Genomic DNA, 12,727 nt, shown 5'->3' on the forward strand with positions numbered 1-12,727 from the left:
TGTGACTGCTGGGACCCCGGCACGTCGGTGCACGCGGCGGGCGGGGGCCCTCTACTCTGAAACAAATGGCGACCTCGAAAGTCGAACGGCTGGTCAATCTCGTCATCGCGCTGCTGTCCACCCGCGGCTACATCACCGCCGAAAAGATCCGGACGAGCGTCGCCGGCTATGCGGAGAGTCCAAGCATCGAGGCCTTCTCCCGGATGTTCGAACGGGACAAAAACGAATTGCGTGACCTCGGCGTCCCCCTTGAGGTCGGCAGGGTCTCGGCACTGGATCCGGCCGAGGGATATCGGATCAACCACGATGCCTACTCGTTGCCGCCGGTCGAGCTGACCGCGGACGAGGCGGCCGCCGTGGCCGTCGCCACCCAACTGTGGGAGTCACCCGAGCTCATCACCGCCACCCAGGGCGCATTACTCAAGCTGCGTGCCGCCGGGGTGGACGTCGATCCCGACGCGCAGGTGGCCATCGCTTCTCCGGCGGGGGTGCCTGGGCTGCGCGGGTCTGAGGATGTGCTCGGAATCCTGTTGTCCGCCATCGATTCTCGGCAGGCGGTGCAATTTCCACACCGGCCGTCTCGTGCCGAGCCCTACACCACGCGCACCGTCGAGCCGTGGGGCGTGGTCACCGAGAAGGGCCGCTGGTATCTGGTCGGCCATGACCGCGACCGCGACGACACTCGCACCTTCCGGCTCTCGCGGATCGGTGCCGAGGTCGCGGTGATCGGTCCGCCAGGTGCGGTGACCGTGCCCGATCACGTCGACCTGCGCAAGATCGTCGCCGAGACCGTCGCCGAGACGCCTACCGGTCTGCAGGCCAAGGTGTGGGTCGCAGACGGGCGGGCCACCGCCCTGCGGCGTGCCGGAACGCCCGCGGGCCCCCGGCAATTGGGCGGCCGCAGCGGAGAGGTGATCGAACTCGACATCGGGTCGGCCGATCGGCTGGCGCGCGATATCGCAGGCTACGGGGTCGACGCGGTCGTACTGGATCCGCCGGCCCTTCGCGAAGATGTGCTGGCCCGGTTACGGGCCCACGCTGGAGTTTCGGCATGACACCCGTATCCACGCGGCTCGTGCGGCTGCTCAACATGGTGCCGTATTTCCAGGCCAACCCCCGGATCACCCGCGCGGAGGCCGCGGCCGATCTCGGAGTCTCCGCCAAGCAGCTGGAGGAGGACCTCAACCAGCTCTGGATGTGCGGGCTGCCCGGCTATTTCCCCGGTGATCTCATCGACTTCGAGTTCTCCGGCGACACCATCGAGGTGACGTTTTCGGCCGGCATCGACCGTCCGCTCAAGCTCACCTCACCCGAGGCAACCGGCCTGCTGGTGGCGCTGCGGGCGCTGGCCGACATCCCCGGCGTGGTCGATCCACAGGCGGCACGCAGCGCGATCGCCAAGATCGCGGCCGCAGCGGGAACGGTCGGGCACGAGGCCTCGGGTTCGGTGGCCGCCGTCGACGAACCGGCGCCCATCGAGAGCCGGGCCGCGGCCGCCGTGCGCACCGCGGTGCAGTACAAACACGCGCTGTCCATCGACTACTACTCCGCGTCCCACGACACCCTGACCAGCCGAATCGTCGACCCCATCCGAGTACTGCTGATCGGTGGCCAGAGCTATCTGGAGGCGTGGTCGCGCGAGGCCGAGGGGGTTCGGCTGTTCAGGTTCGACCGGATCGTCGATGCCACCGAGCTGGGTGAGCCCGCCGCCCCGCCCGAACCGGTACTGCAAGCACCCCCCGACACCTCGCTGTTCGACGGCGACCCGGCGCTGCCGTCGGCCAAAGTGCGGGTGGCGCCGTCGGCGTCCTGGATGTTCGAGTACTACCCGATGCGTGAGCTGCACGAGCTGCCGGACGGATCGTGCGAAGCGGTCATGACGTACGCGTCCGAGGATTGGATGACGCGTCTGGTGCTGGGATTCGGGTCGGCCGTACAGGTGGTTGAACCGCAATCACTCGCCCAGCGTGTACGGGATGCGGCCGCGGCGGCCCTGGAGTCCTACCAGGCTGTTTCCTCGTAGGGCCCCGGCGCGGGCCCACCGGCGATTGGCTGTGCTGCGGTAGCATCGGGTGGACGTCTGGAGGTAATCAAAGTGGGCAGTCTTAGTCCGTGGCACTGGGCGATCCTCGCTGTCGTAGTGATCCTGCTCTTCGGTGCCAAGAAGCTCCCCGATGCGGCGCGCTCGCTGGGCAAGTCGATGCGCATCTTCAAGTCCGAGATGCGGGAAATGCAGAGTGAAAGCAAGCCCGAAGCGCCTTCCATCGCAACGCCCGTAACGCCCGCTGTGGTCCCGCAACCCGTGCAGTCGGAGCGGGTGGACCCGCCGGCGGCGACCGAGCAGGGTCACACCGAGGCGCGCCCGGCTTAGCCCGGCTTGGATCCCGGTAAGCCGTCGCGGTGCCCGAGCACCCTTAATCGAGCTTCGTGAACGTTTTCAAAACTTCAGCACGCACTGCTGCCCTGCTGAAGCGGCTCAACCCTCGCCATCGGCGTAGCCGCGTCAATCCCGACGCGACCATGTCGCTGGTGGATCACCTGACCGAACTGCGCACCCGGCTGCTGATCTCGCTGGCCGCAATCCTGGCCACTACGATCTTCGGATTCCTGTGGTATTCGCATCCCATGTTCGGGCTGGAAAGCCTGGGCGAATGGTTGCGCCATCCCTACTGCTCGCTGCCGCAGTCGGCGCGCGCGGACATCAGCGCCGACGGGCAGTGCCGGCTGCTGGCCACGGCGCCGTTCGACCAATTCATGTTGCGGCTCAAGGTCGGGATGACGGCCGGCATCGTGCTGGCCTGCCCGGTGTGGTTCTACCAATTGTGGGCGTTCATCACCCCCGGCCTTTATCAGAAGGAGCGCCGCTTCGCGATCGGCTTCGTGATCCCCGCCGCGATGCTGTTCGTCGGCGGCGCGGTGCTGGCGTACTTCGTGTTGGCCAAGGCGTTGGGGTTCCTGCTGACCGTCGGCAGTGACGTGCAGGTGACCGCGCTGTCCGGTGACCGCTATTTCGGCTTCCTGATCAACCTGCTGGTGGTGTTCGGCGTCAGCTTCGAATTCCCGTTGCTGATCGTCATGCTCAACGTGGTGGGGATGCTCCCGTATCAAAAGCTCAAGGAGTGGCGGCGGGGCCTGATCTTCGGGATGTTCGTGTTCGCGGCGGTGTTCACCCCCGGATCCGATCCGTTCTCGATGACGGCGCTGGGGGTGGCATTGTCGGTGCTACTCGAGTTCGCCATCCAGATCGCCCGCCTACACGACAGGCGCAAGGCCAAGCGCGAAGCCCAAGTTCAGATCTCAGACGACGAAGCGTCGGTGATCGAGGAGCCTTCGCCGATACCCGAGCCGTCGTTCACCGCCGGACAGCATGACGACGTCACCTAGGCCGCGGCGCGACCCGGCGGCCGCGTGACCTCGCTGGGCGAGCTGGACCGGTTCGCCGCCGAACTCCCTTTCGCGCTCGACGACTTTCAGCGGCGGGCCTGCGCCGCGCTCGAACACGGCCACGGCGTATTGGTCTGCGCGCCGACCGGCGCCGGCAAGACGGTGGTCGGCGAATTCGCCGTACACCTGGCGCTGGCGGCCGGCCGTAAATGCTTCTACACCACACCGATAAAGGCGCTGAGCAATCAGAAGCACACCGACCTGACCGCGCGCTACGGCCGCGACAAGATCGGCCTGTTGACCGGCGACATGTCGGTCAACGCCGAAGCGCCGGTGGTGGTGATGACCACCGAGGTGCTGCGGAACATGCTCTACGCTGATTCACCTGCGCTGCAAGGACTTTCGTATACCGTGATGGACGAAGTCCATTTCCTCGCCGACCGGATGCGCGGCCCGGTGTGGGAAGAGGTCATCCTGCATCTGCCCGACGAGGTGCGGTTGGTGAGCCTGTCGGCCACCGTCAGCAATGCCGAGGAGTTCGGCGGCTGGATTCAGACCGTGCGCGGCGACACGACGGTGGTCGTCGACGAGCACCGGCCGGTACCGCTGTGGCAACACGTCCTGGTGGGCAAGCGTCTGTTCGACCTGTTCGACTACGGCAACGATCAATCCGGCGACAAACACAAACCGCGGGTCGACCCAGAACTGTTGCGCCACATCGCACATCGCCGCGAGGCCGACCGGATGACGGACTGGCAACCCCGCCACCGCAATTCGGGCCGGGGACGACCGAGCCGGCCGCGTTTTTACCGTCCGCCCCCACGCCCCGACGTGATCGCGACCCTGGATTCCGCGGGGCTGCTGCCGGCGATCACCTTCATCTTTTCCCGGGCCGGCTGCGACGCGGCCGTGCAGCAGTGTCTTCGCTCGCCGCTGCGGCTGACCAGCGAAGAGGAGCGGGCGCAGATTGCCGAGGTGATCGATCACCGGTGTGGCGAGCTCGACGACGCCGATCTGGAAGTGCTCGGCTATTACGAGTGGCGGGAGGGGTTGCTGCGCGGCTTGGCGGCCCACCACGCCGGGATGTTGCCGGCCTTCCGGCACACCGTCGAGGAGTTGTTCACCGCCGGACTGGTCAAGGCGGTGTTCGCCACCGAGACGTTGGCGCTGGGCATCAACATGCCCGCCCGCACGGTGGTGCTCGAACGGCTGGTGAAGTTCAACGGCGAGCAACATGTGCCGCTGACGCCGGGGGAGTACACGCAGCTGACCGGGCGTGCCGGCCGGCGCGGCATCGACGTCGAGGGCCACGCCGTGGTGCTGTGGCACCCCGGCGAAGAGACCAGTGAGCCGTCGGCGGTGGCGGGCCTGGCGTCCACCCGGACGTTCCCGCTGCGCAGCTCGTTTGCGCCGTCGTACAACATGACCATCAACCTGGTGCAGCACATGGGCCCGGAGCAGGCGCACCAGCTGCTGGAGCAGTCGTTCGCCCAGTACCAGGCCGACCGCTCCGTCGTCGGATTGGTTCGCGGCATCGAGCGGGGCAAGCGGCTGCAGGACGAGATCGCCGCCGAGCTGGGCGGCGCTGACGCGCCGATCCTCGAATACGCCCGCATCCGCGCCCGGATTTCGGAGATGGAGAAGGCGCAGTCCCGCGCATCTCGGCTGCATCGACGGCAGGCGGCCAGCGACGCGCTGGCAGGGCTGCGCCGCGGCGACATCATCACCATCACGCAGGGCCGGCACAACGGGCTGGCGGTGGTAATCGAGTCGGCCCGCGACGGCGACGATCCGCGACCCCTGGTGCTGACCGAACATCGCTGGGCGGGCCGGATTTCGTCGGCCGACTACTCGGGCGCATCGGAACCGGTCGGGTCGATGTCGCTGCCCAAACGAGTCGAACACCGCCAGCCGCGGGTGCGGCGCGACCTGGCGTCGGCGCTGCGATCGGCCGCCGCGGAACTGGTGCTTCCGTCGACCCGCCGGGGTGGTGGCGGCGATGATGGGGGCTTTCACGATCCGGAGCTGGCGTCGTTGCGCACCCAGCTGCGTCAGCATCCTTCCCACAGCAGCCCCGGCGTCGAGTCCCAGGTGCGCGAAGCCGAGCGCTACCTGCGGATCGACCGCGACAATGCGCAGCTGGAAAAGAAGGTTGCCGCCGCCACCAATTCGCTGGCCCGCACCTTCGACCGGATCGTCGGGCTGCTCACCGAGCGGGAGTTCATCAAGGGTCCCGCCACCGATCCGCGGGTGACCGACGACGGGCGGCTACTGGCCCGCATCTACAGCGAGAGCGATTTGCTGGTTGCCGAATGCCTGCGCAGCGGTGCGTGGGCGGAGCTGAAGCCGGCCGAGCTGGCGGCCGTGGTGTCCTCGGTGCTCTACGAAAGTCGCGGCGGTGACGGTCCCGGCGGTCCGTTCGCCGCGGAGGCGCCGACGGCGGGATTACGGCATGCGCTGCATCAGACTTCGCGGCTGTCGACGGCGCTGCGAGCCGACGAGCAGACGCACCGGATCGCCCCGAGCCGCGAGCCCGATGACGGCTTCGTCGGCGTCATCTATCGCTGGGCTCGTAGCGGCGATTTGACCGCGGCGTTGGCGGCCGCCGACGCGACCGGCACCGGCTCGCCGTTGTTGGCGGGGGATTTCGTCCGGTGGTGCCGCCAGGTGCTCGATCTGCTCGACCAGGTCCGCAACGCCGCACCCGACGCTGAGCTGCGGGCCACCGCCAAACGCGCCATCAATGACGTTCGGCGCGGCGTCGTCGCAGTTGACGCCGGGTAGGCTGGGCCCCGGCTACCGTTAGAACGCGGGCAAGGCACAAGGGGATTGAGGAGAGACGATGAGCGGACCGCAGGGATCGGACCCGGGCCAGCAGTGGCAACCGCCCGGCGAGGGTGTCGATCGGTCCTCGGAACCCACTCAGGTGGGATCGCCCTGGCAACAGCAGCCGTCCGGTCAGGAAGCGACGTGGCAGGCCCCGGCGTACACGCCGTCGCCCGGCTACCCGCCCTACCAGCAGCCGGGCGAGCAGGCCTACCCGCAGCAGTACGGCCAGCAACAGCCCGGATATCCGCAGCCCGAGCAGTACGGTGCACAGCAACCCGCCCAGTACGGCCAGCCGGGTCAGTACGCGCAGCCGGGCCAGTACGCGCAGCCGGGCCAGCCCGGCCAGTACGGCCAGCCGGGTCAGTATGGCCAGCCGGGCCAGTACGGTCAGCCCGGCCAGTATGGCCAGCCCGGCCAGTACGGTCAGCCCGGCCAGTATCCGCAGCAGTTCCCGTCCTATGACCAGCAACCGCCGAAGAAGCGTTCGATGGCGCTGATCGGCGGGATTGGCGGCGTGGTCGCGTTCCTGCTGATCGCGGCCGTGTTGGTCCTCGGTTTCTGGGAGCCAGGGTTTTTCGTCACCACCAAGCTGGACATCAACAAGGCTCAGGCCGGTGTGCAGCAGATTCTGAGCGACGAGACAAACGGCTACGGCGCCAAGAACGTCCAGAACGTCAAATGCAACAGCGGCACGGACCCCGTCGTGAAGAAGGGCAGCAGCTTCGACTGCAGTGTCAGCATCGACGGTGCGCAGAAGAAGGTGACGGTGACCTTCCAGGACGACAAGGGCACCTACGAGGTCGGCCGGCCGCAGTAGCCGTCACGCCGGGAGCGTGTCGAGCGCTTTCTGCAAGCGGGCAATCGAGGAACCGACGCCCAGCTGGGTCGCCAGCTCGGCGGTGGTTTGTGCGTCCGCGGCGACCAGCGGTAGGTGGTCGGTGGGCGTCGACAGCGTGACCGGCGCGTCGGTGGCGACGCGGACCACCTGACCGGCTGCCTCGATGTAGTCGGTCGCGCCCAACAGTTTCGCCCGTAACCCCTTGGCCATCTTGGATTTTGGGTCGTGCGCGGCGGCCAGGATCTGCTCCAGCGAACCGTGCTGCGTCAGCAGGGTCGCCGCGGTTTTCTCCCCGACGCCGGGCACACCGGGCAGGCCGTCGGACGGGTCGCCGCGCAGCAGCGCGAGTTCGGCATAGGCGGCCCCGGCCCGGTCGATCGGCACGCCGTACTGCTCGGCGACTTCGTCCGGGCCGAACAGGGTGGCTTTGGCCAGGCCGCGGCCCAGGTAGAGCACCCGGACCGGGACGGGTTCGTCGGCGACGACCTGCAGTAGGTCGCGGTCTCCGCTGACGACGACGACCGGGTCGTTGCGTTCTTGTGCGGCCAATGTGCCCAGCACGTCGTCGGCCTCGAAACCCTCGGCGCCTGACGTCGCAATGCCGAACGCGTCCAGCAGCTGCATGATCATCTCGACCTGGGGTGTCAGGTCGTCGGGGACTTCCTCGATGTCGGGGGTGCCTTGCGGTTCTGGCTCGGCCACCCGATGCGCCTTGTACGACGGGATCAGGTCGACCCGGAACTGCGGGCGCCAGTCCAGGTCCAGGCAGACCGCCAGCCTTTTCGGTTGCTGCTGGGTGATGACTACGGCCATCGAGTCGATGAACCCGCGGACGGCGTTGACGGGTCGGCCGTCGGGCGCGGTGATCGACGACGGCACGCCGAAGTAGGACCGGAACCACATGCTGGCCCCGTCGAGCAGCAGAACGGGCGCGGGCATGCGGGCTATCCTGCCAGCGCGGCCGCGGCGCGGTTAGCCTGGCTGCCATGGAATCTCCTCGATTCGACGCTTCGGTGTATGCGCGCCGCCTTTCCGCGGCGGCTGCCGCGACCGCCGAGGCCGGCCTGACGGGTCTGGTGATCAGTCCGGGCTACGACCTGCGTTACCTGATTGGGTCGCGCGCCGATACGTTCGAGCGGCTCACCGCGCTGGTGTTGCCGGCTTCAGGTGATCCGACGGTCGTGGTGCCGCGCCTCGAGCTGGCCTCGTTCAGGGGGTCGTTTCTTTCGGAACTGGGCGTGGCGGTGCGCGATTGGGTGGACGGCGACAATCCGTATGAGTTGGTGAGTGCCGCGTTGGGTGGCGCACCGGCGGCGACCGCCGTCACCGATTCGATGCCCGCCCTGCATGTGCTGCCGTTGGTCGGCGTGCTGGGCGTGCTACCGGTGTTGGCCACCGACGTGTTGCGGGGGCTGCGGATGGTCAAGGAGGAGTGCGAGGTCGACGCGCTGCGCAAGGCCGGGTCGGCGATCGACCGGGTGCATGCGCGGGTGCCCGAGTTCCTCGTTCCGGGCCGGACCGAGGCCGATGTTGCCGCCGATATCGCCGAAGCCATTGTTGCCGAAGGGCATTCGGAGGTTTCGTTCATCATCGTCGGCTCCGGGCCGCATGGCGCCGATCCGCATCATCGGTATTCAGATCGTGAACTGCAGGTCGGTGACATCGTCGTCGTCGACATCGGCGGGACGTATGAGCCGGGATATAATTCCGACTCGACGCGGACGTATAGCCTCGGCGAGCCGAGTAGTGTTGTGGCGGAACAATATTTATTGTTGCAGCGGGCCCAGCGGGCGGCGTTGGATTTCGTTCGTCCGGGTGTGACCGCCGAGCAGGTGGATGCCGCCGCGCGTGATGTGTTGGCCGAGGCCGGGCTAGGGGAGTTCTTCGTACACCGCACCGGCCACGGTATCGGGCTGTCGGTTCACGAAGAGCCGTATATCGTCGCGGGCAACGACTTACCGTTGGCTCCGGGAATGGCCTTTTCCATCGAGCCGGGCATCTACTTCCCGGGCCAGTGGGGCGCGCGGATTGAAGACATCGTGGTTGTCACTGAGGATGGCGCGCTTGCCGTCAACAACCGCCCACACGAGTTGATCGTGGTGCCTGTGTCGTAGTGGCTGGCACCGGTTAGCTGGGCCGCACCGCTTGCAGTTTTGCGGCGCCTTGCTCATCCATGTCGACGAAACCACTGGCGGCCTTGTGTGCTTTGCCACCGATTCCCGTCAGCGTCTCTTGGTGTGCCTGAAGCGTTTTCATGTGGTGTACGTGGGCCGCGCTGACGATACCGTGAAAATCATCAGCTGCCGGGAATTCACCGAACATCCCTGACGGCAACCCTGCCCGCGATAAATGGCCGGCCGCTTCTTGAGCGTGGTCACCCGCGCGGTACGACTGATTGCCGCCCGAGTGCAATGCTTTTGGGTCAACGAACACGACTACCTCCTTCGAGCCTGAGCCAAGCCTACTGATGCGCGGCGGCTAGGCAATTCACGTTACGCATCGGGGGGAGCTGCATGCTTGCCCTGCCCCATCGGCCACCGCTGCCCGATTGCATAGCCGAGGAGGTAGGCGATGCACGGGGCGAGCCACAGCAAGAGGGACACGACTGATGCGATGACGGCCTGGACGTACTGGCCCCGCGCGATCGGGAGTTTGCGCGTGGCATCGTCGACACCGAAACCCGCGCAGAAAAGCGTCAATACCGCCGTCCCGAAAATTGCTTGCGCAGGCCATCCGAAGAAATACACGTTAACGGCCACCAGGCAGGTAAACGCCACCAAGATCCACCATATCTTGCGCGCGGACACTTGCCCGATATGAGTCGGATAGCTATCGGGTCGTGCCGCCGGGGGTGGACCGGTCGTTTTGCCCGCAGCCGAATCCGGCTGGCTGTCGTTGAGCGATAATGCGTAGATTCGGCCGCCGATTTTCAAATACGGCGTACGCATGTAGGCGTAAAACACTGCGACGAACACACAGAGCAGACCGAACCCTAAGCTCGGTTGCCAACCTCGCTGCAGCGCGGCCAGAGAAAAGCACAACGTGTTGACCAACCAGCCTAGCCAGTAGATCCTTCGCCCAAGTTTGCGGTCATCGATCAATGAGCTGGCGACTGCGCCGCCAAGTCCCGCGCAGGCTCCCGCAATGAACAGTCCGTAGGCCCAAGGGGCAAGCGTCATTTGCCCGTGGCCTGAGGCAGTCATGAGGGAAATGCCGTCATTTGTCCAGCTGCCCGCCAACGAATCCTCCTAACTTCTCCCCGCCCCACGCGCCTGCCGCCGCTCCGAGAATCGCGCCGACGAAAGCGCCTTCCGGGCCGATGACAGATCCAGCCGCAGCGCCACCGGCCATTCCGCCCAACCAACCACCACCGATGCTCCCACCGGCTTTGCCCGCTGACTCGGCAAAGCCCGCGCCGTGCGCCCAATCGTTTAATGCCAGTGCCACGTCCACAGCCGCGCCCGCTCCGCCCAGCACCTTGCCGACGCGCTCAAATGCCTTTACATCTTCTGGCGTGAATGCATCAACGGCGTGACGGCCGCCACGTGCGGCAACCGTGCCATCGACGCCGGCGCCGGCCAGGGTGACAATCTGGCCCTGTTGTTTGGTGATCTCGGCCCACGGAATGCCCCGCGCGACATCGCCCGCCACCGCCTTCGCGGCATTGGGTGACATCCCTTGCGATACTAGGCCTTTGACTGCCTGCTGCATGACGACGGCGCGGGCCTCTTGCTCGCCATTGTCCAGCAATTGTGTGACCTGGTCGGGGTTCATCGGCGGTCCACCAGGGAGCCCTTGTTCAAACTTCTTCTGCCATTCCAGTCGCATTTGAGCGCGGCTGCGCGCATCGCCGCCGAGGATCGGATCTGTCGGTAGGGGGCCGGTGAATCGCGCCATAGCGAAATCGTCGAGGCGTTCGCTGGCCAGTCGGCGGGCATCCAGGTCGGCAGCCGGGTTGGTGGCCGTGGCATAGTCGCGCAAACGTGCTGCGGCATCAGCCTTTTCAGGTGTCATGCCACCGGGGCTATTGACTAGCGCCTGATCGAGTTCGCGCTGCTTCGCGTCGTAGTTTTTGACCGCGTTTTGGTCGTGTTCGTCGTGGCTGATTTTGCCGTCGTCATCGATTCCCTGAATGGGGGCCGGATCGTAGCCGTCGTCGACCCGTAGATTGGTCACCGCCTTCTCGAGGTGATCGGTGTAGCCGTCGCGCAGTGATTCCAGCGTGTTCAAAGTCGATTTGGTATCGGCGTCGGCGAGGTTTATCAGCTCATTGATGCGCTGCTGAATCGCGGGCGTTTCCGCAGGATCGTGGTCGTCATAGAGGAGGTGACCGAGCGCCCCGTCGATATCTTTGAGTTGGGCGTCCAATGATGAGATCTGCGTTGCAGAGACGCGTTGCGTCTCGGCAAGGACGGCTGCGATGTCTTCCAGGTCGACACCGATCTTGGGCAATTGCGCAGCCTGAACGCCGAGCGATTGCGTAGCACGCTGTACCTCGGCGGAGTCGTTGATCGGGTGATCACCATTCTCGCGATTCCATGACGCCTCGAAGCGCCTGCACGCTTCGTCGAATGCCTTGCTGGATTCGGCTGTGCAGCGGCCCGCATCATGAAATGCCTTGGCTAAGTCGGAAATCTGTATCGGACGGCCACTTTGAAGACTCTCGTCGATCTTCCAAGGATCGCCGCCCGCTGCCGCGATGAGCTGGTTGATGTCTAGGCAGCTAAGTTGCATCCGGCGCCGTGCTTACTGGTGTGCTTGTTCGGCGGTAGTGCTGCACGCCTGGAACCACGCGAGATGGTAAGTGGCAGTTGACTTGTCGCCGGTTACCAACGCGTCGATGGCGGCTAGCAGCTGCCAGTTGCCGACATCGTGGGGATCGACGTTTTCCGGATAGCTGTCGAGGACGCGGGAGCTGACGGTCGCGAGGTGCTGTTGCAGGAGCTCAACTTCTTTGTCCAGCACGCCAGTACCGCCAGAAGCCGCTTTGGCTAAGGTGTGGGCGAGGCGTGGTAACCCGTCGCGCCATTGCGTGGCTTGGCTTAATTCCCAACCGAGTTCGTCGATCTCAGCCACGTGCCGGGGACGGGGTGATGTCGGGATGGGCTCGTCCTCTTCTGGGATGTGGTGGATCGGGGTGTAGCCGGCGGCGACAGAGACTTCGCCGAGCAGCGTTTCGAGGTCGCCGCGACGGCGTTCCGGCGGCAGCAGTGTGATCGCCGCAGGCAGTTCGATTCCTGGTGGGATCCAACCGCTGGCCAAATCGGTTGCCAGCACTGTGGTGTTGTCGGGACGATCTCCGGCTGCCCAGGCCAGTCGCGGTTGTTGGCGGGCGACTGATGAGACCAGTCGCTGCAGGCGGCCCCGCGCGGTGGCGTTAGCCGATGCCGCTCCGGCGAGCGCCCCGGTGGCGGTGGCCGCGACGGACTCGGTCCCCAACCCCGAGGGCGACGCCGGTGGCGGCGGCGGGGTTGCTTGCCTAACGACCGTAGGCGTGCCGGGACCGCCTTGCCCAGCAGACGGATGCACGGGTGCTGAGCCGGGTGTCATTGACGGCGGCAGACTCGGTGATGCAGCGGGTGCAGTGGCTGCCGGGACGGCGGGTCGTATATCGGAGGCGTAAGCAGGCAGTTGACCCGACGTCGGTGGTGCGACCGAGGCGGGGCCAGATGAAGC

At 66.2% G+C, this 12,727-nt stretch carries 12 protein-coding genes; 7 read left to right on the forward strand and 5 right to left on the reverse strand.

Annotated elements, in window-relative coordinates; translation table 11 throughout:
• Positions 1–65: 65 nt before the first annotated feature.
• The 6 genes from MNAB215_RS22410 to MNAB215_RS22435 all read left to right on the forward strand — a co-directional run bounded on the left by MNAB215_RS22410 (position 66) and on the right by MNAB215_RS22435 (position 7,030).
• The gene (locus MNAB215_RS22410; RefSeq protein WP_077080746.1) at positions 66–1,055 is read left to right on the forward strand and encodes a helix-turn-helix transcriptional regulator; all 990 of its coding nucleotides are present in this window, start codon (positions 66–68) and stop codon (positions 1,053–1,055) included.
• The gene (locus MNAB215_RS22415; RefSeq protein ID WP_077080747.1) at positions 1,052–2,023 is read left to right on the forward strand and encodes a helix-turn-helix transcriptional regulator; all 972 of its coding nucleotides are present in this window, start codon (positions 1,052–1,054) and stop codon (positions 2,021–2,023) included. Before MNAB215_RS22410 ends, MNAB215_RS22415 begins: the two co-directional genes overlap by 4 nt.
• Before the next feature lie 72 nt (positions 2,024–2,095).
• Positions 2,096–2,371 (forward strand): Sec-independent protein translocase subunit TatA, encoded by a 276-nt coding sequence (tatA, locus tag MNAB215_RS22420; RefSeq protein ID WP_077080748.1) that lies wholly within the window; start codon positions 2,096–2,098, stop codon positions 2,369–2,371.
• 56 nt (positions 2,372–2,427) lie between these two features.
• On the forward strand, positions 2,428–3,384 hold the full coding sequence (gene tatC / locus MNAB215_RS22425) for a twin-arginine translocase subunit TatC (RefSeq protein ID WP_425436498.1): 957 nt from the start codon (positions 2,428–2,430) through the stop codon (positions 3,382–3,384).
• 24 nt (positions 3,385–3,408) lie between these two features.
• Positions 3,409–6,168 carry a DEAD/DEAH box helicase gene (locus tag MNAB215_RS22430; RefSeq protein ID WP_077080750.1) on the forward strand — a complete coding sequence of 920 codons (2,760 nt, stop codon included), beginning with the start codon at positions 3,409–3,411 and terminating at the stop codon, positions 6,166–6,168.
• A 58-nt stretch (positions 6,169–6,226) separates the two neighbouring features.
• Positions 6,227–7,030, forward strand: a complete 804-nt coding sequence (locus MNAB215_RS22435) for a DUF4333 domain-containing protein (RefSeq protein WP_077080751.1) — start codon at positions 6,227–6,229, stop codon at positions 7,028–7,030.
• Between the two features lie 3 nt (positions 7,031–7,033).
• Here MNAB215_RS22435 and MNAB215_RS22440 read toward each other — a convergent pair whose 3' ends face one another.
• The gene (locus MNAB215_RS22440) at positions 7,034–7,990 is read right to left on the reverse strand and encodes a 5'-3' exonuclease (RefSeq protein ID WP_077080752.1); all 957 of its coding nucleotides are present in this window, start codon (positions 7,988–7,990) and stop codon (positions 7,034–7,036) included.
• 47 nt (positions 7,991–8,037) lie between these two features.
• Between MNAB215_RS22440 and MNAB215_RS22445 the strand changes: the two genes are divergently transcribed.
• On the forward strand, positions 8,038–9,165 hold the full coding sequence (locus tag MNAB215_RS22445; protein ID WP_077080753.1) for a M24 family metallopeptidase: 1,128 nt from the start codon (positions 8,038–8,040) through the stop codon (positions 9,163–9,165).
• 13 nt (positions 9,166–9,178) lie between these two features.
• Here the strand turns inward: MNAB215_RS22445 and MNAB215_RS22450 are convergent, their stop codons facing one another.
• The 4 genes from MNAB215_RS22450 to MNAB215_RS22465 are packed head-to-tail and all read right to left on the reverse strand — an operon-like array spanning position 9,179 to position 12,490.
• A complete protein-coding gene (locus MNAB215_RS22450; protein WP_077080754.1) occupies positions 9,179–9,484 on the reverse strand; it encodes a DUF2563 family protein in 306 nt (101 codons plus the stop codon).
• A gap of 59 nt (positions 9,485–9,543) precedes the next feature.
• Entirely contained in the window at positions 9,544–10,290 is a 747-nt protein-coding gene (locus tag MNAB215_RS22455; RefSeq protein ID WP_131829162.1) for a hypothetical protein, read from the reverse strand.
• Positions 10,268–11,785, reverse strand: a complete 1,518-nt coding sequence (locus MNAB215_RS22460) for a putative alpha/beta hydrolase (protein WP_077080756.1) — start codon at positions 11,783–11,785, stop codon at positions 10,268–10,270. Before MNAB215_RS22460 ends, MNAB215_RS22455 begins: the two co-directional genes overlap by 23 nt.
• A gap of 12 nt (positions 11,786–11,797) precedes the next feature.
• A complete protein-coding gene (locus tag MNAB215_RS22465) occupies positions 11,798–12,490 on the reverse strand; it encodes a DUF5631 domain-containing protein (protein WP_077080757.1) in 693 nt (230 codons plus the stop codon).
• Between the last annotated feature and the right edge of the window lie 237 nt (positions 12,491–12,727).

This window comes from Mycobacterium numidiamassiliense, from assembly GCF_900157365.1.
In the GTDB taxonomy this organism is placed as follows: Bacteria; Actinomycetota; Actinomycetes; order Mycobacteriales; family Mycobacteriaceae; genus Mycobacterium; species Mycobacterium numidiamassiliense.

Coding starts and splice junctions, on each gene's coding strand:
- MNAB215_RS22410 (WP_077080746.1), top strand. CDS start 66: ATGGCGACCTCGAAAGTCGAACGGCTGGTCAATCTCGTCATCGCGCTG.
- MNAB215_RS22435 (WP_077080751.1), top strand. CDS start 6,227: ATGAGCGGACCGCAGGGATCGGACCCGGGCCAGCAGTGGCAACCGCCC.
- MNAB215_RS22445 (WP_077080753.1), top strand. CDS start 8,038: ATGGAATCTCCTCGATTCGACGCTTCGGTGTATGCGCGCCGCCTTTCC.
- MNAB215_RS22460 (WP_077080756.1), bottom strand. CDS start 11,785: ATGCAACTTAGCTGCCTAGACATCAACCAGCTCATCGCGGCAGCGGGC.
- MNAB215_RS22415 (WP_077080747.1), top strand. CDS start 1,052: ATGACACCCGTATCCACGCGGCTCGTGCGGCTGCTCAACATGGTGCCG.
- MNAB215_RS22440 (WP_077080752.1), bottom strand. CDS start 7,990: ATGCCCGCGCCCGTTCTGCTGCTCGACGGGGCCAGCATGTGGTTCCGG.